Here is a 23,994-nt window from a genome sequence, read left to right as displayed (position 1 = left end):
TCGCCATGGAAAGAAAACACATCTATATCGCGTACACCGGCGGCACAATTGGCATGCAGAAGTCTATTGACCACGGCTATGTTCCAGTCGCAGGTTTCATGGATAAGCAGCTAGCTGGCATGCCTGAATTCCATCGCCCAGAGATGCCTAAGTACACCATTCACGAATACTCTCCATTAATGGACTCTTCAGATATGACGCCACTTGATTGGCAGACTATCGCTGATGACATTCGCGCGAACTACGATAAGTACGATGGTTTCGTTATCCTGCATGGCACAGACACTATGGCTTACACTGCCTCTGCACTGTCTTTCATGCTTGAAAACCTCGGCAAACCTGTGATTGTTACGGGTTCTCAGATCCCACTAGCAGAGCTTCGTTCAGACGGACAAGCAAACCTGCTGAATGCGCTACACATTGCCGCAAACTACCCTATCAACGAAGTGACACTGTTCTTCAACAACAAGTTGATGCGTGGTAACCGCAGCACAAAATCACACGCAGATGGCTTCAATGCGTTTACGTCTCCAAACCTGAATCCATTGCTAGAAGCGGGTATCAATATCCAACTTAGCAATAACGTAAAGGTAAACGAACAACCTAAAGGTGCTTTCAAGGTTCATAACATTACTCCGCAACCTATCGGCGTAATCACAATGTACCCAGGCATCTCACACGAAGTTATCCGTAACACGCTATTACAACCTGTTAACGCGATGATTCTGCTTACTTTCGGTGTGGGTAACGCACCACAAAACCCAGAACTGCTTCAGCACCTGAAAGATGCCTCAGAGCGCGGTGTTATTGTGGTGAACCTAACTCAATGTTTGGCTGGTAAAGTCAACATGGGTGGTTACGCGACAGGTTGTGCACTAGCAGAAGCGGGCGTGGTGAGTGGTTACGATATGACACCAGAAGCGGCACTGGCGAAGTTGCATTATCTATTAAGCCAAAACCTAGGCTACGAAGAAGTGAAGGCTCAGATGCAACAAGTATTGCGCGGTGAGATGAGCTTATAACCTGTTCAAGGATTCACGTTAAAGCCAGTTATTCTATGAAAGTAACGGCGGCTTAACGTGAACTAAATCGTTTTATTGCTTATAAATAAACGAGTTAAACTAAAAGGGGTGGCACATTGCCACCCCTTTGTTGTAATTTAAGCTTAATGATTCGGGTTAACCCTAACAATGTCTTCTTGATCTGACTTAAACTGTTTCTTTAGTTCAGACTTAGATTTAAAGCTAATCTCACCACCAGCTGCAATTGTCATATGTTGAGCTTCAGAGTTATGTTTAGATTGGTATAACATAACCGCTTGCATACACGAGTCGCGCTGTTCTTTTGAGAGCGCCGTACCTTCTGGCCATTTACCCGTTTCAACTGCGTAGGTTAAACGTTCGTAGACCTCGGGTGTCATTGCGCTAAGAAGTTGTTCTGCATCCATGGTAAAGCCTTAGTTTTAACAATTTTCACCAGAAAATAACCCGTAACAGAATTGAGTCAAGAACCTGACCAATAATAAGTGCATCTGATCACAAGTGAAGGAATATGAAAATTATGAAATGGTTGGCGATTAGCCTATTGCCTTTCACTCTGGTTGGGTGTCTTGAAGGGAACAAAAATACCGATCAACTGTGCCAAAGCAATCCGGGTCTTCAGTGTGAACAATTGAACATGAACGATGGGCAATGTCGTGTCGCACGTACCGACCTCATCTGGCATCGATTTGAAGTTCAGAAGCAACCCACCGAAATCAACAAAATTAAAGAATTCGAATTAGTCACTGCCTACAAAAAGTGCCTAGAGCTCGCGGCACAGATCGAAACGATCGATCAATCTAAGCTGCAAGAGCGTCGCTTTACCTCTTTAATGCACAGTATCGAAGAGTCTGAGCGCATTGTTGATGAGCTATCGAAATCTGATACACCGGAAACGCTTTACTTCTTGTGGTCGCAAACTGGGGACACCAATGCCAGACGCAGTTTCCTACAACTAGAAGGCTCTGAAGCGTTAAACACAGCTGAGATGCAATATGCTTTGGCAACCTTCTATACCACCCGCAATCATATAAAGACACTTAAGCTACTCAATAATGCGCTAACGCTTTCTAATGGCTCGGTAGCCAACACTGAAATCTTCAAGTCGATGGCCAGTATCAACCACAGCCTGGGACATATGGAAAAAGCGTACGTTTGGGCAATGGTTGCCAAAGACTTTGACGTGCCGATTGCTTCTGAAGCCGAGCTCACGGTGTTGTACCATTTCGACAAGGCAACCTATAAGAAGCTAAATAAAGACGCAGATAACATCGTCGAAGCGATTGAGGATGGAATTTACAGCCCTTCAATCGTCCCGAGTTACTGATCGCTTGATTTATAGTGTTCTTACTTAAGCTTCTTATTCACCTGCTTTCAAATAAAAACAGCTACCTTTTTGGTAGCTGTTTTTATTTGTACTAGAGTTAAATCTGAAATCTTGGGCGTTTCAGCATTCCTAAATCGACAAATGCGACCTGTAAGGATTAGACAATAGTTACAAGTTATTTCGTACTTTCGTCATTTTTGTTGAAAATTAACGACACTGAATTAACACAGAACCGTTCACCTGTGGTCTTCGGGCCATCTGGAAAAACGTGACCTAAATGGCTATCACAGGCGGTACAACGGATCTCTACACGCTTCATTCCGTGACTTAGATCTTCTATATAGCGTACTGCTTCATCATTCACTGGGGCATCAAAGCTTGGCCAACCACACCCAGAGTCATATTTGTTATCCGACAGAAACAAAGGGCTTTCACAGCATGTGCAGCTATAGACGCCAGTCTTATGGTTGTGCAGTAACTTGCCGCTATATGGGGCTTCAGTACCACGCTCACGACACACTGAAAATTCGTCGTCCGTTAGGCGCTCACGCCAGTATTCATCAGGCTTTATCATATTTCCTCCCTTTTGAATCACGTTAATATCTCTCCACATTCTCAGTTATTATATTTACTTTTTTCTATAAAGGCTTGCATATGAGTCGTTTTGTAGCACATACTTTCTCACCAGGAAACATTGTACATATACACTCATAAGTGAATCATCATTTAGGGGTATTTTACCCAACTGGAAGGGTACAGAGCCACTTGCAATGGTCAATTTTCAATCACTTACACCCAATTGTTAAGAAAAGCGTCGCTTTTTTTTGACATTAAACAAGTTAAGTCGGATTATCTATTGCAGATGTATACTGGATTCTGTAATTTTACTACCAGTTATCTTTAATCAGAAATTAAGTTGTGGAGCAACTACAATGACTATCAAAGTAGGTATTAACGGTTTTGGCCGTATCGGCCGTTTCGTATTCCGCGCAGCTCAAGAGCGTGCAGACATCGAAGTAGTAGGTATTAACGATCTAATCGACGTAGAGTACATGGCATACATGCTTAAGTACGACTCAACTCACGGCCGTTTCAACGGTACTGTTGAAGTTGAAGGCGGTAACCTAATCGTTAACGGTAAAACTGTACGTGTTACAGCTGAGCGTAACCCAGAAGACCTTAAGTGGGATGCTATCGACGTAGACGTAGTTGCTGAAGCAACTGGTCTTTTCCTAACTGACGAGACTGCACGTAAGCACATCACTGCTGGCGCTAAGAAAGTAGTTCTTACTGGTCCTTCTAAAGATGCAACTCCAATGTTCGTAATGGGCGTTAACCAAGCATCTTACGCTGGTCAAGACATCGTTTCTAACGCTTCTTGTACTACTAACTGTCTTGCACCTATCGCTAAAGTACTTAACGATAAGTGGGGCATTGAGTCTGGTCTTATGACTACAGTTCACGCTACTACAGCAACTCAAAAAACTGTAGATGGCCCTTCTGCTAAAGACTGGCGCGGTGGCCGTGGTGCTTCTCAAAACATCATCCCATCTTCAACTGGTGCTGCTAAAGCTGTAGGCGTTGTTCTTCCAGAACTAAACGGCCTTCTAACTGGTATGGCTTTCCGTGTACCAACTGCTAACGTATCTGTAGTTGACCTAACAGTTAACCTAAAAGAAGCTGCATCTTACGAAGAAATTTGTGCTGCAATGAAAGAAGCTTCTGAAGGCGAAATGGCTGGCGTTCTTGGTTACACTGAAGACCAAGTAGTATCACAAGATTTCATCGGTGAAGTTCAAACTTCAGTATTCGATGCTAAAGCTGGTGTTGCTCTAACTGACAAATTCGTTAAAGTTGTATCTTGGTACGACAACGAAATCGGTTACTCAAACAAAGTTCTAGACCTAATCGCTCACATCTCTAAGTAATTTCTTTTTAGAAATCGCTTTAGATAAGCATTAGCGAAGACTGTTTTGAGCAGACTTTGAAAAAGGCGACCTTAGTGTCGCCTTTTTAATGCCTGCTATCTTTTAAACCGCGTCTGTCTAAGCTCATCAAGATAGCCCAAACGCAAAATTCAATTCTAATACTGACTCTGCTTGTTACTCATGAAAACACAAGCATCACTCTAGTCAGCATTTGAATTCAATTTCCTTAGAAGGATCATGTAATGGATTTATCTACTCTACCTGCACTGGCGGTACTTTCTGACAACGTCACTATCGTTGAACACGAAGGTGTAAAACTGGTTCGCGTTATCCACGATAAAGCAAACGCAGCGATTTCACTGTTTGGCGGCCATGTGGTGTCATTCCAACCGCAAGGTCAAGAAGACCTAATTTGGATGAGCCAACAAGCTAAGTTCGATGGTAAAACGGCTCTGCGTGGTGGTATTCCAGTATGTTGGCCTTGGTTTGGTCGCATTGCAGCACCAGCACATGGTTTTGCCCGTTCAAGTGAATGGCAATTGGTTGAACACCGTGAAAGCGAAGCTGGCGTGATTGTTAGCTTAGGTCTGAAGCCAAGCGAAGAGACGCTAGCAGTATGGCCTCATCAGTTTGATGCTCGCTTGAATGTTGAGATCGGCGAACAACTAAAAGTAACGCTGGACGTGAAGAACACTGATTCTCAGCCATGGACTTTCTCTGGTGCACTACACACTTACCTAAACGTTGGCGATATCCACAACACAACCACCACTGGTATGGGTGCTGAGTACATTGATAGCCTGCAAGGTGGCAAGATCTGCCAAGGTGGATCTGAACTGGTACTGACCGACACGATTGACCGCGTTTACACGCAACCAGAAGCGCAAATCTTTGTTGCTGACAAGAAGCTGGATCGCACGCTAACAGTTGAAAACCACGGTCATAACTCTGCAGTACTGTGGAACCCGTGGGCCGAAGGTGCTGCTGGTATGGGTGATATGCAAGACGACGGTTACCTAACCATGTTATGTGTTGAATCAACGCTGCACGCACCAAGCCTAGAAGCAGGCAAAACATTGCAGCCTGGCGAAAACCACCAGTTGATTACGGTGATTTCAGCTCAGTAAGCGACTCAAAAAACTCTTCAAAGGCCGGTTTATCCGGCCTTTTTTACAGCTATTTTTTACAACACTACGATGACGATTAGTTAGCTTTACTGCTGTGAATAGTGAACTAAAGTTTCTCTATAGAGTGACAATAGAGCATTGTTGTCCACTTGAACGCCGACCTTTTGTGCAGGGAATGAACTCCACTCATCATTCATATATTTACGTTGATCAACTTTCTGAATTGTCATCCCTTCAGCGGGGCCATCAGTCACTACTCTGACTGAGCCACTACGACAGGTAAATAGAGATGGTTGGATAACATAAGCAATGGCTGAAGGATCGTGAACATGACAACCCTCCATTCCTACTTTTTCAGAATAGAACTTTAAGTAGTAACGGCTAACATCCCAGATAAACTGCCCTACCTCTCCAGCATCATCTCGTAAATCATCAAGGTATTGACCAGTAAAGAAGCTCTCCTCAGTGACATCTAATCCGATAATCACGACAGGCCATGATGCCGTAAACACCTTATCCGCAGCGTGAGGATCATCATGGATATTCGCTTCAGCAAATGGCGTCACGTTACCTCGATGGTCATTTTCACCGAACGCGCCCCCCATAATGACCACTTCTTTTACTAAGTCGACAATTTCAGGGTCCGCTTCCAGAGCGAGCGCGAGGTTAGTAAGAGGGCCAACCGCCACAAGAGTGATCTCTCCCGGTTCAGCTCGAACACTATCGATAATGAACTGGTAAGCCGGCTTATCAAGCGCTGTAACATCTAATGAACTTGGCGCTTTCACATCCCCAAATCCAGCCTCGCCATGCACCACAACCGTGGCTCCAACAGGATCTCTTATTAACGGCTTATCCGTTCCCTTAGCCACAAGCGCCTTCATTCCAAACTTCTGCTTCAGATAAAGGGCATTTTGAGTCCCGTTGTCTATCGTCGCATTACCATAAACAGTAGTGATGCCCACTAACTCAATATCAGGATGTGCTTCCGCAAATAGGATGGCCATTGCATCATCGATGCCCGGATCTGTATCTAGAATGATTTTCTTTGTCATATCAGCTTCTAATTAAACAGTAGGAAAGCGTAGACGATACCCAGAAAAAACGCAGATAAACGTGACCTAAACCTAAGCTCTGATTTTTATTGTAATAAGCCATAAGCTCACTATTCTAGAAGCGGATATTCTCGCCTTTTTATTTAGCCTGATGCAGACCTTTTTGATAGAATCTTCGCCCAACTCTATGCCTCTGAGATCGTCATGACTTACCAATGCCCTTTGTGTCACCAACCTTTATCTCAAAACGATCGTACGTTTAAGTGTGAAAAGAACCATCAGTTCGACCTAGCGAAAGAAGGCTACGTCAATTTGATGCCTGCGCACCACAAACGCTCAAAAGATCCAGGTGACAACAAAGAGATGATGCAGGCACGTCGTCGCTTCCTTGAAGGTAACCACTATGACCCAATGCGCCAAGCGGTGGTGACGTTGTGTTCTCGCTATCTACCAGAAGAGACGCCTAGCCTATTGGATATTGGTTGTGGCGAAGGTTATTACACCAACGAAATTGCTGTGAATCTTCAAGAAAAGAAAGGGGCTACTTTTGGCCTAGACATTTCTAAGATTGCTATCAAATACGCCGCTAAACGCTACCCTGCTGTCGACTTCTCAGTTGCATCAAGCCATCGCCTACCCTTTGCTGAAAACAGCTTAGACGGAATTCTACGCATTTACGCGCCTTGCAAGGCTGAAGAGTTACAACGCACCATCAAAGATAATGGTGTGGTGATCACCGTGACACCAGCTAGCCGACACCTGTATCAACTGCGTGATGCAATTTATGATGGCGTTCGCTTGCACGACGAAGATCCAGAAGTGATCGAAGGTTTTACGCTTGAGCATCAAGAGCAACTAAACTATATGATGGAACTATCGGGGTCAGATGCATTCGACCTGCTACAGATGACGCCGTTTGCTTGGAAGGCGAGTGAAGAGTTTAAACTACAACTCACCGAGGCAGAGCAATTCAACTGTGAAGCTGACTTTATGCTGCGAGTGTACCGCAAACAAATTTAATTGATATTGATTATCGTTTGCATTGAAATCTTATCTTGCCTCCTTTAGTATGCGTGTTCTTCAAGGAGGCATTTCATGCAACGTATTATTCTTATCGGATTAGCTACTCTTCTCACGGCTTGTGCTAGTCAACCTGCAAAAGACACTTCTCAAAAAGTGGCTCAAACGGAATCCGTTTCCACATTCTATGACTACCAGTTCGCTTCTCCACAAGGCGAAACACTTTCTCTCGATGCATTACCCGAGCAGCTGATTGACGCTGATGTGGTTCTAATTGGCGAATGGCACACGCATTCTGCCATTCACCGCTTCCAAACCGACTTCTTAAAAGCGCGCCGCAACGCAACATCAAACATTGCGCTTTCAATGGAACAGTTCACTCGAGAGCACCAAGCCACACTTGACCAATACTTAAACGGCGAAATTGGCGAACAAATTCTCATGTCTCAAGCGGCAGCTTGGCCAAATTACGAAAGTGATTACCGCGCGTTAGTTGAGTTCGCAAAAGCCAACGACGTCGATGTTATTGCGGCAAATGCACCAAAGCCATTCGTGCAGTGTATTGGCCGTAAAGGATTGCCTTACCTAGACCAATTATCGACCGAGCAACGCCAATGGATTGCTGCCGAAGTGGATACTGGCGATAGCCCTTACAAAGAAAAGTTCATGGCTTCTATGCATCACGGTACGCCAGAGCAAACAGAAAAGCAGTTTGCCGCTCAGGTTACCTGGGACGAAACCATGGCTGAGTCGATTGTGGATTACCTAGCATCAAACCCTGATAAACAAGTGATTCACGTGGCTGGCAAGTTCCACACCGAGGGTGGTTTAGGGACGGCGGCATCAATTCTACGTCGTAACCCTGATTTAAAAATCGCCATCATCAGCCCGGTTGAAGCGATCTCATCGGATAGCGGTGATTATCAGCTTGAAGTGCTTTCGCCGCCGGCTCGCTTTGTAAAGAAAGAGAACCGAATGAAGGCATACAAGCATCTGTCAAAACGTAGCGCTAGCCTAGAGTGTGAGTAGGATCTGTTGATCCACTCTTCTAAGCTAAAGAGTCGATGGGCTAATCCTAGATAATTAGCCCATCGTCACAACTTGATCACGTTCCCGTCATTCATCCTAACTCTATCTAAAATCAAACATTCTTATCGGCACAAGACTTGCTTAGTAAATAGACGATTTAACCAAGCAGACGAAAATGTAATGTGCGAATAAAAAAACATCACTATCGATGATTAATTGCACAAGTTTTTCACACCTCTGCCGATACTATATTTAAGGATAGGTAAGGAGAGCTATATGACGCCAGTAGGAACGAGTAATACTCAGCTGTATTCGCCTTCGCAGATGAACGCTAAGAGTTCAGCTAACGAAGCTGAAAAGCCTACACCGCTTAAGGTTGAGCAAAATACGGTTAGGCTTTCTGATGAAGGCAAAGCACTCTTATCTGCCCTAAAAGAAATTGATAAAGAAGCGAAGAAAGTCGAAGCAGAAAACGCGACAGTTACCGATAAAGTTGAGTCATTCGCTCATGGTGCCTTGGGTATGGATCACCCAGATAAGATTGAAGAAGAAGATGATGGTTCTTATTCAGCGGGGCAATACCTGTCCGCAGCGGCAACCGTAGGCGGTATTCTTCTCGCACTCATTTAGCCTTGCCAACCTATCGCATTCTCTAGAATAAAAGCGATTTATCGTTACGACAATAGACCCGATTAGGTCTAAAAAACGAGTTCATTCCATAATTCCGCTCTCATTTTAATGGAATAATACTCGTGAAAAACACTTTTGAGCTTATCGATAAGCCAACCTTTTTTGGTGCTATAGCACTCCTACTCACGATAGTTTTCCCGCTCATTTTGTTCCCTGCACAGGGCGCAGACTGGATTGCGGTTGCGAAAACATTCATGACTGATCAACTCGGATTCCTGTATCTTGCTCTAGGTCTCGCAGCCTGTGCATTTATGGTGTACGTAGTATTCAGTGATATGGGACAAATTAAACTGGGCGAAGCTGATGAAGAGCCTGAGTTTAAAACTGCATCATGGGCTGCCATGCTATTTTGTGGCGGTATCGGTGCAAGTATCTTGTATTGGGGCTGTATTGAGTGGGCTTACTACTACCAATCACCGCCTTTCCAACTAGAACCTGGCAGTGAAGAAGCAGTACGCTGGGCTGCGACCTACGGCCTATTCCACTGGGGACCAATCGCATGGTCTATCTACCTAATCCCGGCAATTCCTATCGCTTACTTCTTCTACGTACGTAAACAACCTGTTCTAAAGATTTCAAGCGCATTAATGCCTGTTCTTGGTGAACACCGTAGTAAAGGCGTACCAGGAAAGATCGTTGATATCCTATTCATTTTCGGTCTATTAGGCGGCGCTGCAACAACATTAGGTTTAGCCGCTCCTCTGATCACTGAAGGTCTAAATCACCTATTTGGTCTACCTAAAAATAACCTAACGCAAGTGATGGTGCTTTTAGTGTGTACTGCGATTTTTGCTTACTCATCTTATGCTGGATTGGAAAAAGGCATCAAGATCCTAAGTAACATCAACTTCTGGGGTGCGATGGGTCTACTGGCTTTCGTTCTGATCGCGGGTCCAACAATCTTCATGTTAGAAACAGGCTTAGACTCAATTGGTCGTCTACTGTCTAACTTCTTCGTGATGGCAACGTGGGCTGAACCATTTGGTGGTTACGGTACATTCGAAAACACTCACTTCCCACAAGACTGGACGATTTTCTACTGGGCATGGTGGCTAGTATTTGCACCGAGTATGGGTCTGTTTGTTGCGCGTATCTCTCGCGGCAGAACCATCAAACAAATGGTGTCAGGGTCGATCTTCTTTGGTTCTCTAGGTTGTTTCCTGTTCTTCATGATCTTAGGTAACTACGGCCTATCACTGCAGCTTTCTGGTGAGCTAGATGTCGTTGCCATTTTGAATGCGGAAGGCGCAACCAAAGCTATCTTCTCGATGCTTGCACAATTGCCAATGAGCACGCTGGTTATCGCTGTATTTACAATGCTGTGTATCATTTTCACGGCAACAACATTTGACTCTATCTCATACATCCTAGCGTCTGTTGTACAAAATAACGTGACCGAAGAGCCAATGCGCTGGAACCGTATGTTCTGGGCATTTACTCTGTCGTTCTTACCAACGATTCTAATGTTCTTAGGCGGTCTAAGTACGCTACAAACGGCGGCGATTGTTGGTGGCTTACCGCTGCTGGCTATCTCTGTCATGTTGATGATTTCAGCGGTTCGTGCGACTAACCTCGACCTACGCCATCAAGATGCGTATATCGAGCCAACGATCAACATCGAAGAACTGCCAGACATGGACCCTTGGTCTGCTGAAGGTATGGCGTTGGCTCAGTTTGAGAAAGAAAGAGATGCAGCACAAGAAGCCGCAGAACTTGAGCGTGTTGCTTACACAGAACTTGCCGCAGTGAAGAAAGAAATTCGCGCTTATGTGTTAGAACAAGGTTCACAAATGGAAACTCACGAGTTACCAGAGAACCTACAACAAGCACTTGAGCAGGCCGAGAGTAATCTTAGTGCCGCACAAGCGAAAAAGATCGAGTTATCTGAGCAAGCTCAGAATGCTCGTATCACGTTCAATCAGGTGGTTGCAGACTTACCGCTTGCTTGACATTAGCCATGACACAGTCCATTGATTTGGACCCTCCTAAATACGACAAAGGCTCACAGAAATGTGAGCCTTTTTTTTATTCGGGTGATTGACTAGTCTTCGTTAACTAGCGGTTCGGGTGGTTCAAGATGTGGTCTTCCCAATCGACAACATCGATTTCGTATACCACTTTGTTACGAACGCTTTCACCTGCTGCATGCATCTCTGTTTTTGATCCGGTGATCAACGGGTGCCATTCAGGAATCGGCTTAGATTCTGATAAAAGGCGGTAAGCACAAGTGTCTGGTAGCCAGTGAAACTCATCGATCTTGTCACGAGTCAGCTTCAAACACTCTTCACCTGAAGTGAAGCGGTTCGGGTAATCTTTACACGAACATGTTTTGTCGTTTAACCAGCTACACGCCACATTGGTGTAGTAAACTTCATCGCTATCTTCATCCATTAGTTTATGTAGGCAGCACTTACCACAACCGTCGCAAAGTGATTCCCACTCATTCTCGGTCATCTGTTCTAGTGTCTTTTCTTGCCAAAATGGATTCGTCATAGGATTACTTCTTACTCTTTTACTGGGGTGCGTGTTATACCGCTAGCCCATAAAAAGTTCAAGGATAATAATTGTTCATTCTTTGATTCAATCAACAGCTGTCACTCTCATCATTTTTTGCTACTATCGCGCACCCTGTTATTTAGTGAGTTTAATTTGATGGAATGTCGCCTAGGTTGTGGAGCATGCTGTATCGCTCCAAGTATTACATCTGCTATTCCTGGAATGCCTAATGGTAAGCCTGCTGGGGTACGCTGCATCCAATTAAATGAGCAAGATCTCTGCAAATTATTTGGTCAACCTTCACGCCCGAAGGTATGTCACCAATTCAAAGCTTGCCCTGTCATTTGTGGTAAAACCGACCAAGAAGCCCTTGATAACCTGATCGAGTTAGAAGCTATTACCTAAGATTATCTGACCTTTTCTTCCTCCTATATATCTAAGATTTCACAATTCTTCGAAATCTAAACTATCTTGTTGATACTGGTACAGATTAATAAGGATCGTTATGAATAGGTATATCGCAGAAATGTTCGGTACATTTTGGTTGGTGTTAGGGGGTTGTGGTAGTGCCGTCTTGGCCGCTGCTTTTCCCGATGTAGGTATCGGCTTACTCGGGGTTTCCCTCGCGTTTGGTTTAACCGTACTCACCATGGCTTTTGCTATTGGCCATATATCCGGCTGTCATCTCAACCCTGCTGTGACAATAGGTCTTTGGAGCGGTGGTCGCTTTGATGCCAAAGACGTCGCACCTTACATTATTGCCCAGGTCATTGGCGGTATTATCGCGGGTGGTGTGTTATTTGTGATTGCTTCAGGCCAAGCAGGCTTTGACGCTGCGGCATCTGGTTTTGCTTCAAATGGTTACGGTGAACACTCACCGGGCGGCTATTCACTTACCGCTGCACTGGTCTGTGAAGTGGTCATGACCATGGTATTCCTATTCGTGATTATGGGCGCGACGGATTCGAAAGCACCGGCTGGATTCGCACCGATCGCAATTGGTCTCTGTTTGACCTTGATTCACCTTATCAGTATTCCTGTAACCAACACCTCAGTGAACCCTACTCGAAGTACTGGCGTGGCTGTATTTGTCGGTGATTGGGCCGTTTCGCAATTGTGGCTATTCTGGGTTGCACCGATTATTGGTGCCGTGATTGGCGCGATGATATACAAAGCGGTAAGAGGTTCAGATTAAGCGCTGAAAAACGTCTAAAGCAATAAAAGAAAAAGCCGCTTAGTGATGCTTCACCAAGCGGCTTTTTTAGATCTTATGACGACCGAGTAAGGAGTGCGAAAGCGTGGTGCCATCCACCAGCTCTAGCTCACCACCAACGGGAACACCATGAGCGATACGGCTAGCGTTCACTTCATGGGCATTACATAGCTCAGCAATGTAGTGCGCTGTCGCTTCCCCTTCAACTGTTGGGTTAGTCGCTAGGATTACTTCAGAGATATCACCACGACGCAGGCGGTAGTCCAAAACATCGAGACCGATGTCACTTGGACCAATACCATCAAGTGGTGAAAGGTGGCCCATCAATACAAAGTAACGGCCTGAATATTGGCCAGTCGCTTCTATTGCTGCAATGTCTGCAGGGCTTTCTACTACACAGATTTGACCATTTTCCTGACGTTTAGGATTGGTACAAATGTGGCAAGTATCTTCTTCAGTAAAAGTACGGCACTCATTACAGTGACCAATTTCGGTCATTGCTTGGCTAAGAGCTTCAGCCAATTGTAGGCCGCCTTTTCTATCGCGCTGTAACAAATGAAAGGCCATACGCTGCGCCGACTTGGGGCCAACCCCAGGTAGACAACGTAAGGCCTCCATCAAATGCTCCAGCATATGACTGGTACGCATATTTAACCGTTCTAATGTTCAAGTAATAGCCTGTTCAACACAAACCACCACCTGAATTAACCTTTAAGAATAAGTTACTTAGAAAGGCATCTTCATACCTGGTGGAAGTTGCATTCCGCCAGTTACGCTAGCCATTTTCTCTTTTTGAGTTTCTTCAACGCGACGAGCCGCATCGTTGAAAGCAGCAGCGATAAGATCTTCAAGCATCTCTTTATCGTCTTCCATTAGGCTTTCATCGATATCAACACGGCGAACGCTGTGGCTACCAGTGATCGTTACTTTTACAAGGCCAGCACCTGACTCACCTGTAACTTCCATATTTGCGATTTCTTCTTGAAGCTTTTGCATGCGCTCTTGCATTTGCTGGGCTTGCTTCATCATGTTGCCCATACCGCCTTTACCAAACATGTTAATACTCTCTGGTCTAATTGGTTTATTAAAATTAATTAAGCTATACGAGCTTAAATGGGGGTTAAAACAGTGTGATTCAACCCCTCGATGTTCAGTTCTCAGATTTGCTTATCTGGGATGATATGCCGGTCACTAAACAAGAAAACGTTCTAGATAGGACGAACGCTGTCTCTGTCGAGTTCAGCGGCAAAACGTCTTTCAATGAACTGTACGTTGGCATCGTTTTCTAAAGCGGTAAACGCGTCTTTCAACTTACCTTGATACAGTCGTTCTCGTAATTCTAGCGGCGTTTCTCCACCATCACCGATTTCAACACTCAAATGACACTCTTCTCCAAGCACAGTATTGAGAGACTGCAATAACTCACTCTGCGCGCGGTCGGTATTCAAGTGAGCTTGGCTCGCTCTTAACGTTAAAGTGATTGATGTGTCGTTTTTAGCAAACACTGAGTTCAATGCTAACTGTTCAACAAGCTTGGCTGTGTCTAGCTTTTGAATCGTGGCTGACCATTCATCTTGAGCAATCGACTCTTGAAGCAATTTATCGACCATTTCTGGTGTCTTAATATGCTCTAACGCACGCTTGATCTGAGTAGGTGTAAGCTCTTTGCTCACCTCTTTCACTACAGGTTTAGACGGTTTCCAGCGATAAGGTTCATTATCGTTGGTCACATTTTCTGTCGAAGAGGCTGATAAAGAAGCTGGCGACACCCGCTCAGAACCACCGTGTTGCTGAGCAACTCGATCAAGAACTGAAGTTTTAGCTGGTGTCGCTTTAGCCTTTTTTGGCGCCGAGCCTTTGTTTTCTGTTGCCGCGCTGCCTCTACGTTGAGAACGTAATTGGTGGCGTAAACCACTCACAGGCGAAGTTGCACGCGCCGGCTGCTCTTGCGGAGCAGAAGGTGCAACGCTTGGCTGTTGAACCGGGCTCTGGTTTTGATAATTCGTTTGTTGCTGCTGAGGCTGATCTGCACCGTAGCTTGGACGCTCATCATAAGCAGGAGGCGCGTCATACTGGCTATGCGGGTAATCCTGTTCTGGATAACCTTGGTTACCTGAATGATCAGCGTAACCTTGCGAATCTGAATACTGTGCTGGATTCTGCTGCGGAGCCTGTTGCACCGGTTGCTGCTGCATAGCTTGCTGTTGAGGCGCCTGTTGTTGCATCTGAGGCTGTCTCGGAGCTGCCATTGGCGCAGGTTGACTCACTGACTGAGCAACGTTCTGAGCTTGAGCTGCTGGAACTGGCGCTGGGCTTGCCGACTGAGTCGAGATTGCCGTAGCAACCGCTTGTTCAGCTGGTCTAAATGCCAACATGCGTAAAACCACCATCTCAATACCAACGCGAGCGGTTGGCGACAATGGTAAGTCTTCACGACCTTTCAACACGATCTGGTAGTAGAGTTGAATGTCTTGTGGGCTAAGCGCTTTGCTCAGTAGTTCAAGCTTCTCAGCGTCAGGCTGTGCCTTATCTAATGTAGATGGCAAAGCTTGGAACATCGCAAGACGATGCAGTTGGGCCGCAAGCTGATTCAGCAAACCATCCCACTCAACACCGTTCTCAGCAAGGCTTTGGATACACGCCATCGCTTGCTGTGGCTGCTTACTGCTAATCGCTTCAAGCAAGTGGATAGCTTGGTCGGTATCCAGTGTTCCGAGCATGTGAGCAACAGTATCTGTTACGACATTGCCATTACCCAATGCGATAGCTTGGTCTGTAAGGCTTAGCGCATCACGCATACTGCCATCAGCAGCATGAGCAATCATTCCAAGCGCACGAGATTCAGACGTCACATCTTCTTGTTCAAGAATATGATCGAGCTGCTCGTGAATATTATCAACGCTGATCGGCTTAAGATGGAACTGCAAACAACGCGACAAGATCGTTACTGGAAGCTTCTGTGGATCCGTTGTTGCGAGCAAGAATTTCACATACTCAGGCGGCTCTTCTAAGGTCTTTAGAAGCGCGTTAAAGCTGTGCCTGGAAAGCATGTGGACTTCATCGATTAGGTAAACCTTGAAGCGACCACGTGCAGGCTTGTACTGAACATTGTCCAGAAGCTCGCGGGTATCTTCTACCTTAGTTCGTGATGCCGCATCGATCTCGAGCAGGTCAACAAAGCGACCTTCATCGATTTCTTTACAGGTTGCACATTCACCACAAGGTGTTGAGGTAATGCCTGTTTCACAGTTGAGTCCCTTAGCAAACAAACGACCGATGGTTGTTTTACCAACACCTCGTGTACCGCTGAACAGGTATGCGTGGTGCAACCTATTCTGGCTAAGGGCATTCTCTAATGCTGTTAAAACATGGGCTTGACCAACCACTTCTTTGAATTTGGTTGGTCGCCATTTTCGCGCTAACGCAAGATAGCTCATGAATAATTCCGAAAAGGATTAATGACCGTCGAATTCGCAGATGCTAAACACTTCTAGACCTAAGCCTTGTAAGCGCTTGTCACCACCGATTTCTGGAAGGTTAATAACAAATGCAGCGTGTTCTACCACACCACCAAGCTGACGAATCAACTTTGTTGTTGCTTCAATCGTACCGCCCGTTGCTAGCAAATCATCAACCATCAACACTTTATCGCCTTCAACGATAGCATCAGTATGGATTTCTAGAGTGTCGGTGCCGTACTCAAGCTCATAAGATTGTGCCACAGTTTGACGAGGCAGCTTGCCCGGCTTACGAACAGGAATGAAGCCAACACCTAGCTCAAGTGCCAAAGGCGCACCAAATAGGAAACCACGAGCTTCAGTACCAACGATCTTAGTAAAGCCCATGTCCTTGTATGTTTCCGCTAGCAGGTCGATAGTCGCTTTGTAAGCTACTGGATCTTCCATCAAGCTTGTTACGTCACGGAACAAAATACCCGCTTTAGGGTAATCAGGAATGCTTTTGATGCTTGCTTTGATCAGAGAGATTTTTTCTGTGTTCATAATCTTATGCACTTCATTAGGCCGCTTTCCAAACTCTCGTTAACGAATCAAACATCAACGCTCGGAATTAAGGAAAGGTACGATTGGTATTCATTGCAACGAGAGTCATAACTCTGATTGCTGAAATAATAAACGCCCGCTATACAAGCAGGCACACTGGCTTAATGGTAGTGATTTTCTTTGCTGTCAGCAACCAACTCATGGGTTGGAAGTCGCATAAACCATGTGAGAAGAATAACAAGTACACAAATTAGGAAAGCCTTGACCCAAATGATAGGGGCAAAGTAGATGGATAACGCAAAACTCAACAAGATAAAGAATACGCCACGCGTTTTAACTTGTTTGGTGACGGCACCGTGTTGATACCAATTGTTCAGCAAAGGACCCAGCGTTTTGTGCTCATGCATCCATTTATGAACTTTCGGATTGCTTCGCATGAAGCATGCGCTGGCAAGAAGGAGAAAAGGAGTGGTTGGCAGAACGGGCAAAACTATCCCTAGAACTGCGAGAAATATACAAAGGCCACCAGCAATATTGAGGCTTAAAACTCGAACGCTAATTGTGGCCTCCTTGAGTTAGCTATCACCAATCGGCGACGACAGCTTAACTAGAATGTTGCGTAACCATTGAATACACGGATCAACGTAAGTGTTGCTGGTAGCAATGGAATCATTAAAAATGCGGCTAAAAATCCTAAAAGTAGAATACATTAAACGGGTCTTGAAAGTCTTTGTTATCTGCCATGATTGCTTCTTGTTTTTGTTAGTGAAGGTAAGTATCCGGCGAACCAAACCCGCTTTGCTAAATCGACATTTAACAAAAAAGGCATAGCCACACCATTTGCGCAACTATACCTTAATCAATTATTCACAAAAACCGAGGAAATATAGGGTTAATCAGTAGACCCTTGGTGTATGTCTAAACTAAAACTTGCCGCTCCAAGTAGGCTCAACGACAGTTGGCAGCCCTGTTCGATCGGAAGGTCCCGCGTAATAAAGTTCTTCTTGCAGTTCTCACCCAAGCGCTCACCTGCTGCAATATATTGATTCAATTCACCATTCGACCATTGCCCGTCTAGACCCGCAGGCAAAATGGAGATGGTCCCCTCGGCAAGGTCAGCAACACCAAACAAGGCATTCACTGGGGTGGAGCATTTAGAGCAACGAATCCCCTTCTCTAAGATTTCAGCAATATCTTTGAGATCAACATTAAAATCTTTTCTGTTTCTTATGTAATCGTGGAACAGCGCTCTCACTAACAATGTTGTCGCGGAGCCGCCATTATCAGACGACGATGAATCGACGAGGTAAAAAGCAAACTGCCCGTTCATCATCCACGCATAGTCAAACACAAGTGGCATCATCTCTGTTGATTGCAGTAACCGGTAACTGCAACGCCATGAGCCTTGTCGCGTATCTTTCTCTGGAAGCAGCGCATGCAGTAAGTCTTTTGCTGCGCTTGGGTTATCTTGAAGGTAATTCAGGTGCCAATGCAGTTCTTGGTCTTCAGGGATCTCTCCCCCATCATCCACACAGAACCATTGGCTCGAAAAATCTCGTTGGTCTGAAATGTTATCGAACGAATCTGTCAATGTATTCGCAATCGCACTTCCTAGGTGACGGTGATCCTCTAACGGCTTCGCCAAGAAGTCTTTAATACCAAATCGCAAGGCTTTCGCCACGTCAGACATATCATCAGTGCCAGACACAACGATCATAGGCAGTGACGGGTACTCTAAACTGAGCTCTTCCACAAGCTCTATGCCATCAAGTATTGGCATTGATAAGTCACACACAATTAAATCTGGCGCTGAGTCTCTAAGTTTCTGCAAAGCGTCCAGTCCATTTTCAGCCTCAATCACTTTATAACCGACCTTGTCTAGGTACGCGCTGGTTATACGGCGAAAAATAGGATCATCATCAACCAACATCACGCATTTTTGGTTAATTACTTCCTGAGCCGAGGTCATTACTGGCTGACTGTGAGTTTTGTACATAATCTATAACCTCACAAAACTAAGTCGAATTATTATTGTTATCTGTTCTAAGAACTAATATAAAACTTAGTAATAAAATGCTAAATACACAAATTTGCACTCTTTACTGGTAATTCGTGACGAGGGTTGGAATACTTGTAAATAGTGCAACGAGTTGACGTAACGCAAACATTGATCTCACTGTTACGTATAAATTAGATGAGATTGTAAACAAATGTGTCTGGATTTATGAAATTAGATGATTTAAACCTCTTTCGACTCGTCGTTGAAAATGGGAGCTACACCGCAACATCGCGCAAGACTATGATTCCGGTTGCGACCATCACACGACGCATCCAAGCCTTAGAAGATTCTTTGAACCTTAGGCTTCTCAATAGACACGCGCGTAAACTTTCTTTAACAGAGGCAGGCGAACGTTTCTTCAATGAATGCTCTCCGCTGTTGCAACGTCTCTCTTCTACTGCAGAAGAGTTAACTGACGTGTGCAAAGGCGCTTCCGGTAAGATTCGTATTACGGCACCCTCAAACCTGACCAAGCGCATGATGATGCCAATGTTCAGTGAATTCATGATTCAATACCCTGATATCAATATTGAGCTGATGATGAACAACCAAGCGGATCAGCTGGATCCAACGGAGTGGGACGTAATTTTCCGAGTCGGCCCTCAGCGTGATTCAAGCCTAATCGCTCGAAAAATCAGTGAAGTCAAAGATATTCTTATCGCGAGCCCTGAGTACTTAGCGAAGAACCCAGCTCCAAGCCATGCTGAAGAGCTAGCGAACCATTCGCTACTCAAAGGCTACCCGCTGATTAAGTGGCAGCTGAGTAATTCGAATGAAGAGACGGTGGTGAATAGCGAGAAAGGCCGTTTCAACGCCAATGCGCTTAATGTCGTAAGACAAGCGTGCTCAGAAGGCCTAGGTATCACCCTGATGCCTGACGTGATGATTCGTGAATACATTGAAGATGGCAGCTTAGTGCAAGTCTTAGAAGACTGGAGCGCTAACCCTCGTGATATTTACATGCTTTATAACCACAAAGACCATCTACCAGAGAAAGTGAGGTTGTTTATTGATTTTGTGATCGCATACCACATTCATTAAGGTCAATCCCCTTCTCTATAAACAAAAAACCAGAGCCGATGCTCTGGTTTTTTATTTTCTGTATCGCTAGCGAAACTCTGTATGACTAACGAAACGCTAGTTAAGCGCCTTCGTTGTGTAACTCTAAGTTAGCAAGATCTTGTTGAATCTCACGCTGAACCTTTGAGTCGTCATTACGCAAAGAGTCTAGGAAATCTAGGTACACTTGGTCGATATCGCCCGTTACATACTCGCCGTTAAATACAGAAGTATCAAAACGAGAGATGTCTTGATTGCCCATGCCCACTGCAGAAATCAGATCTGGTAGCGTTTGGAAAATCAAGGCGTCTGCGCCAATCTGCTTACAAATCGTTTCGTTATCACGACCATGAGCAATCAACTCTGTCGCGCTCGGCATATCAATGCCGTAAACGTTAGGGAAGCGAACCTCTGGAGCAGCTGAAACCATGAAGACCTTATTTGCGCCAGAATCACGAGCCATCTCAATGATCTGCTCTGATGTTGTGCCGCGAACGATAGAATCGTCAACCAGAAGAACGTTCTTACCTTTAAACTCAGAGCGAATTGCGTTGAGCTTACGGCGAACCGACTTCTTACGTTGTTGCTGACCTGGCATGATGAATGTGCGGCCAACATAGCGGTTTTTCACGAAACCTTGACGGTATGGCTTATTGATCGCTTGAGCGATTCGTAGCGCAATATCGTTTGATGTTTCAGGGATTGGAATAACTACATCAATGTCTAAGTCTGCGTACTCTTCTTTAATACGCATACCAAGCATCTCACCCATCTCAACTCGTGCGCTGTAAACCGAGATTTTGTCGATGAATGAATCTGGGCGTGCAAAGTATACAAACTCAAAGATACATGGGTTTAGTTGTGGGTTGTCTGCACATTGCTTAGTGAAAAGCTCACCGTCAAACGTTGCGTAGATAGCTTCACCTGGTGCTACGTCGCGCATGAAGTCGAAACCAACAGCATCGAGTGCTACCGATTCAGACGCAACCATGTACTCTGTTTTACCTTGAACTTCACGCTTACCAAGACACAATGGACGAATACCATGTGGGTCACGGAATGCGATCATACCGTGGCCGATGATCATCGCCGTTACGGCGTAAGCACCACGAATTGTACGATGCACATTTGCCACAGCGCGGAAAACGTCATCTGAAGTTACGTTACCTTTAACAGTATCGATCTCATGAGCTAATACGTTCAGTAGAACTTCAGAGTCAGAGGTTGTGTTTACATGACGACGGTCTTTTTCGAACAACTTCTCACGAACTTCGTTTGCGTTCGTCAGGTTACCGTTGTGCGCCAACGTAATGCCAAAAGGAGAGTTTACGTAGAAAGGCTGAGCTTCAGACGCACTTGAACTACCCGCAGTAGGATAACGAACATGGCCAATACCAACTTCACCTTGTAGGCGCTGCATGTGTTTTGCTTCAAAAACATCTTTTACTAAACCGTTCGCCTTACGCAGACGGAAACGATTGCTTTCTATGGTACAAATACCAGCGGCATCTTGGCCACGATGCTGCAATACCGTTAAAGCGTCATAAATAGACTGGTTTACAGGTGTTGAACCCACGATTCCAACAATACCACACATGTCCTAATCCTCGATTTTTCGACATTAACTGGCGCTAGAGCGCGCCAGATAAGAAACTAGATGTTGCTTGTAAATGCTCGAAGAACGGCGCAATGATTCGACTAAATTCTGGAACCAATTGCGAATTCTTCCACCACTCAGAACTTGGGAATGCAGTAAACGCATCCATGAAAAACAACACTGCAGAAACAATCAAAACACCACGTAAGCCACCAAAGACGACACCGAGGATTCTGTCTGTACCTGACAGGCCTGTTTTCTGAACTAGTTGACCGATGACATAGTTAACTAAGGCACCCACAACTAACGTTGCAACAAACAATGCTGCTATCGCAGTTCCGTTTCGAAACATCTCATCTTCGATATTGGTGAAGTACATCGCTAATTTAGCGTAGTACTGGCTAGCAATAAAAAATGCTCCAAACCAAATAACGAGTGACAAGGCTTCTTTAGCGAAACCACGAACTAAACTGATCACGGCAGAGAAGCCGATCACGCCTAAAATGACAAAATCTAACCAATTCATGAATTCTTCATCTTAAGTTGGCGCGCATTTTAACAGAAAAAATGCTGACGCAAACGTTTTCTTATGGATTTAACGGTTTAAATTTGAGCAACTGGCCTTTTGAACCCGTAATTTTTTCTAATTCCTTAATTTGTCGCTCAAGTTTGGATTTAGAGACATCCGGGCCAATAATTACTCGCGTAAAAGTTTTTTCTTGCTTGGTGTGAGCCTGATAACCGCGCTTTTGCAGATCCTTAACAACGTTTTTTGCGTTGTCAGCATTCTTCAAAGCCATCAATTGAATAATCCAAGCACTGTCTTGGTATTCATTTTTTTCAGGTACCGGCTTAACCACAACTGCCACTTTGTCTGCTTCTTTATCATTAGAAGAAGACGCGGTTTGCGTGTTTGAATTATCAGTACGACCACTTTCAACCACTTGCTCAACCGGAGAATCCGGTAGCGCTATCTGATCTTCAACGGGATCGAGTACTTCAAACACTTCAACATTACTATCAAGCTCAGGCTTAATTGGAATGCTTGCAAACTCTTCTTTGTAGTGGAGCTTCTTACCATCTAGTACATCGGGCAATACAATCACACCAATGGCCACTAAAATGATGGTGCCGACTAACCGGCTTTGGAATTTACTTGCCATTTAGTTTCCTTTTTTCTGCCAATGCTCCAACACTTCACCCACTGTATGGAAAGAACCGACAACCAACACAACATCGTCACCTTTAACAGAAGCTAAAGCCGCTTCAAACGCTACAACAGGGTTTGAATACCGCTCTACACCTTCAGGTAAGCTTTGACACAATTCAGCGGCTGTTGCGGCTCGTGGGCCGTTCAGCGAAGCTGGGTACCAATGTGTTGTTATTGGAGCTAATACTTCCAATGTCGCGGGGATATCTTTGTCATGAAGCATGGCGACTACAACGTGTAAATTTTTGCCTGCATACTTCTTCGCGACTTGCTGCGCAAAGTACTCAGCAGAATGCGGGTTGTGTGCTACATCAAGCACAATCACCGGTTGTTCGCTAATTTGCTGCATACGCCCAGGAAGCTGCGCATTCTTCATGCCGTTAACCACGTTCACGTCGCTAATACTAAGCTCTGATGTGCCCAATGCCATCAACGCTGTTGCAGCGTTAGGTAACGGCAGGCTTGGAATAGGTAGCGATTCTAGTTGGAATGCACCACTGCGCCAGTTCCACGTATCACCGTCAACATCATAAGTGTATTGAATACCGACTTGGTAGAACTCAGCCTTAATGTCATCAGCGTGCGCTGCAACCGTAGCCGGTGGCTTGGGTTGACCACAGATAGCGGGTTTACCGCTACGATAAATGCCCGCTTTCTCAAAACCAATCACATTGATGTCATCACCTAGCCAGTCAACATGGTCGACAGCCAAACTAGTAATCACAGAAACATCATGCTCAACGATATTGGTCGCGTCTAAACGCCCGCCTAAACCCACTTCTAAAAGCACAACATCAACCGCTTCAGTTTGAAATGCACGTAACGCCGCTAAAGTGCCATATTCGAAAAAACTCAGGCTGATTTCGCCACGCTCTTTCTCAATGAAATCGAAAGACTGAACCATCTTTTCATCAGATAGATCTTGGCCGTTGATACGAACACGTTCGTTATAGCGAATTAAGTGAGGAGAGCTGTAGACACCAACTGAGTAACCAGCGTCCAATAGAATCGCTTCCATCAGTGCACATGTTGAGCCTTTGCCATTGGTTCCGGCAACAGTAATAACATGTTGAGCAGGTTTGGTGAGGTTTGCCTTAGAGGCGACGGCCTGAACTCGGTCTAATCCAAGATCAATAGCGCTTG

At 45.1% G+C, this 23,994-nt stretch carries 25 protein-coding genes; 11 read left to right on the top strand and 14 right to left on the bottom strand.

Going from position 1 to position 23,994, the window contains the following annotated elements; genetic code table 11:
* The first annotated feature begins 5 nt into the window (after window positions 1-5).
* The gene (gene ansA / locus A136_RS16925) at window positions 6-1,022 is read left to right on the top strand and encodes an asparaginase (protein ID WP_017063439.1); all 1,017 of its coding nucleotides are present in this window, start codon (window positions 6-8) and stop codon (window positions 1,020-1,022) included.
* Window positions 1,023-1,165: 143 nt separating this feature from the next.
* Here ansA and A136_RS16920 read toward each other — a convergent pair whose 3' ends face one another.
* The gene (locus A136_RS16920; RefSeq protein ID WP_010437067.1) at window positions 1,166-1,447 is read right to left on the bottom strand and encodes a YeaC family protein; all 282 of its coding nucleotides are present in this window, start codon (window positions 1,445-1,447) and stop codon (window positions 1,166-1,168) included.
* Window positions 1,448-1,560: 113 nt separating this feature from the next.
* Here A136_RS16920 and A136_RS16915 point away from each other — a divergent pair, with 113 nt between their 5' ends.
* Window positions 1,561-2,367 (top strand): DUF2989 domain-containing protein, encoded by an 807-nt coding sequence (locus tag A136_RS16915; protein WP_017059380.1) that lies wholly within the window; start codon window positions 1,561-1,563, stop codon window positions 2,365-2,367.
* Window positions 2,368-2,542: 175 nt separating this feature from the next.
* Here A136_RS16915 and msrB read toward each other — a convergent pair whose 3' ends face one another.
* Complete coding sequence (gene msrB, locus A136_RS16910) at window positions 2,543-2,980, bottom strand: peptide-methionine (R)-S-oxide reductase MsrB (RefSeq protein WP_080582205.1); 438 nt, start codon at window positions 2,978-2,980, stop codon at window positions 2,543-2,545.
* A gap of 319 nt (window positions 2,981-3,299) precedes the next feature.
* Here msrB and gap point away from each other — a divergent pair, with 319 nt between their 5' ends.
* Both gap and A136_RS16900 read left to right on the top strand, forming a co-directional pair.
* On the top strand, window positions 3,300-4,295 hold the full coding sequence (gene gap / locus A136_RS16905) for a type I glyceraldehyde-3-phosphate dehydrogenase (RefSeq protein ID WP_017059382.1): 996 nt from the start codon (window positions 3,300-3,302) through the stop codon (window positions 4,293-4,295).
* A 242-nt stretch (window positions 4,296-4,537) separates the two neighbouring features.
* On the top strand, window positions 4,538-5,422 hold the full coding sequence (locus A136_RS16900) for a D-hexose-6-phosphate mutarotase (RefSeq protein WP_017063438.1): 885 nt from the start codon (window positions 4,538-4,540) through the stop codon (window positions 5,420-5,422).
* 86 nt (window positions 5,423-5,508) lie between these two features.
* On the opposite strand, the gene A136_RS16895 is transcribed toward A136_RS16900, so the two are convergent.
* Window positions 5,509-6,477: a nucleoside hydrolase gene (locus A136_RS16895; protein ID WP_017063437.1), complete on the bottom strand. Its 969-nt coding sequence runs from the start codon at window positions 6,475-6,477 to the stop codon at window positions 5,509-5,511.
* Window positions 6,478-6,681: 204 nt separating this feature from the next.
* On the opposite strand from A136_RS16895, the gene rlmA reads away from it, so the two are divergent.
* The 4 genes from rlmA (at window position 6,682) to A136_RS16875 (ending at window position 11,165) form a co-directional block, all read left to right on the top strand.
* Window positions 6,682-7,497, top strand: coding sequence for a 23S rRNA (guanine(745)-N(1))-methyltransferase (rlmA, locus tag A136_RS16890; protein WP_017059384.1), 816 nt, complete (start codon window positions 6,682-6,684; stop codon window positions 7,495-7,497).
* A gap of 75 nt (window positions 7,498-7,572) precedes the next feature.
* The gene (locus tag A136_RS16885) at window positions 7,573-8,526 is read left to right on the top strand and encodes a ChaN family lipoprotein (protein WP_017059385.1); all 954 of its coding nucleotides are present in this window, start codon (window positions 7,573-7,575) and stop codon (window positions 8,524-8,526) included.
* A 276-nt stretch (window positions 8,527-8,802) separates the two neighbouring features.
* Window positions 8,803-9,156, top strand: a complete 354-nt coding sequence (locus A136_RS16880; RefSeq protein ID WP_017059386.1) for a hypothetical protein — start codon at window positions 8,803-8,805, stop codon at window positions 9,154-9,156.
* A 122-nt stretch (window positions 9,157-9,278) separates the two neighbouring features.
* The gene (locus tag A136_RS16875; RefSeq protein ID WP_017063436.1) at window positions 9,279-11,165 is read left to right on the top strand and encodes a BCCT family transporter; all 1,887 of its coding nucleotides are present in this window, start codon (window positions 9,279-9,281) and stop codon (window positions 11,163-11,165) included.
* A 106-nt stretch (window positions 11,166-11,271) separates the two neighbouring features.
* Here A136_RS16875 and A136_RS16870 read toward each other — a convergent pair whose 3' ends face one another.
* Window positions 11,272-11,709 (bottom strand): YcgN family cysteine cluster protein, encoded by a 438-nt coding sequence (locus A136_RS16870; RefSeq protein WP_017059388.1) that lies wholly within the window; start codon window positions 11,707-11,709, stop codon window positions 11,272-11,274.
* Between the two features lie 159 nt (window positions 11,710-11,868).
* On the opposite strand from A136_RS16870, the gene A136_RS16865 reads away from it, so the two are divergent.
* Together A136_RS16865 and aqpZ are read left to right on the top strand one after the other, a co-directional pair.
* Window positions 11,869-12,117, top strand: coding sequence for a YkgJ family cysteine cluster protein (locus tag A136_RS16865; RefSeq protein WP_017059389.1), 249 nt, complete (start codon window positions 11,869-11,871; stop codon window positions 12,115-12,117).
* Between the two features lie 100 nt (window positions 12,118-12,217).
* Window positions 12,218-12,907 (top strand): aquaporin Z, encoded by a 690-nt coding sequence (aqpZ, locus tag A136_RS16860; protein ID WP_017063435.1) that lies wholly within the window; start codon window positions 12,218-12,220, stop codon window positions 12,905-12,907.
* A gap of 66 nt (window positions 12,908-12,973) precedes the next feature.
* Here aqpZ and recR read toward each other — a convergent pair whose 3' ends face one another.
* From recR to A136_RS16830, 6 genes are all read right to left on the bottom strand, one after another.
* Entirely contained in the window at window positions 12,974-13,573 is a 600-nt protein-coding gene (gene recR / locus A136_RS16855; RefSeq protein ID WP_019823189.1) for a recombination mediator RecR, read from the bottom strand.
* Window positions 13,574-13,651: 78 nt separating this feature from the next.
* Complete coding sequence (locus tag A136_RS16850) at window positions 13,652-13,981, bottom strand: YbaB/EbfC family nucleoid-associated protein (protein ID WP_017062338.1); 330 nt, start codon at window positions 13,979-13,981, stop codon at window positions 13,652-13,654.
* A 152-nt stretch (window positions 13,982-14,133) separates the two neighbouring features.
* Window positions 14,134-16,362, bottom strand: a complete 2,229-nt coding sequence (gene dnaX / locus A136_RS16845) for a DNA polymerase III subunit gamma/tau (RefSeq protein WP_017063434.1) — start codon at window positions 16,360-16,362, stop codon at window positions 14,134-14,136.
* 18 nt (window positions 16,363-16,380) lie between these two features.
* Window positions 16,381-16,926, bottom strand: a complete 546-nt coding sequence (apt, locus tag A136_RS16840) for an adenine phosphoribosyltransferase (protein WP_017062340.1) — start codon at window positions 16,924-16,926, stop codon at window positions 16,381-16,383.
* Between the two features lie 161 nt (window positions 16,927-17,087).
* Window positions 17,088-17,459: a YbaN family protein gene (locus A136_RS16835; RefSeq protein WP_029225617.1), complete on the bottom strand. Its 372-nt coding sequence runs from the start codon at window positions 17,457-17,459 to the stop codon at window positions 17,088-17,090.
* Between the two features lie 359 nt (window positions 17,460-17,818).
* Complete coding sequence (locus A136_RS16830; protein ID WP_017063433.1) at window positions 17,819-18,922, bottom strand: response regulator; 1,104 nt, start codon at window positions 18,920-18,922, stop codon at window positions 17,819-17,821.
* Between the two features lie 228 nt (window positions 18,923-19,150).
* On the opposite strand from A136_RS16830, the gene A136_RS16825 reads away from it, so the two are divergent.
* A complete protein-coding gene (locus A136_RS16825; RefSeq protein ID WP_017062344.1) occupies window positions 19,151-20,026 on the top strand; it encodes a LysR family transcriptional regulator in 876 nt (291 codons plus the stop codon).
* Window positions 20,027-20,126: 100 nt separating this feature from the next.
* Here the strand turns inward: A136_RS16825 and purF are convergent, their stop codons facing one another.
* The 4 genes from purF to folC all read right to left on the bottom strand — a co-directional run.
* Window positions 20,127-21,641: an amidophosphoribosyltransferase gene (gene purF, locus A136_RS16820; RefSeq protein WP_017062345.1), complete on the bottom strand. Its 1,515-nt coding sequence runs from the start codon at window positions 21,639-21,641 to the stop codon at window positions 20,127-20,129.
* A gap of 34 nt (window positions 21,642-21,675) precedes the next feature.
* Window positions 21,676-22,167: a CvpA family protein gene (locus A136_RS16815; RefSeq protein WP_009848678.1), complete on the bottom strand. Its 492-nt coding sequence runs from the start codon at window positions 22,165-22,167 to the stop codon at window positions 21,676-21,678.
* 61 nt (window positions 22,168-22,228) lie between these two features.
* Window positions 22,229-22,804, bottom strand: a complete 576-nt coding sequence (locus A136_RS16810) for an SPOR domain-containing protein (protein WP_017063432.1) — start codon at window positions 22,802-22,804, stop codon at window positions 22,229-22,231.
* Window positions 22,805-23,994, bottom strand: a 1,190-nt coding sequence (folC, locus tag A136_RS16805; RefSeq protein WP_017063431.1) for a bifunctional tetrahydrofolate synthase/dihydrofolate synthase, incomplete at its 5' end; no start/stop codon positions are given.

The organism is Vibrio crassostreae 9ZC13 (genome assembly GCF_000272045.2).
In the GTDB taxonomy this organism is placed as follows: Bacteria; Pseudomonadota; Gammaproteobacteria; order Enterobacterales; family Vibrionaceae; genus Vibrio; species Vibrio crassostreae_C.
The sequence above is the reverse complement of the archived record's forward strand: the minus strand, read 5'-3'. Positions and strand labels throughout refer to the sequence as shown.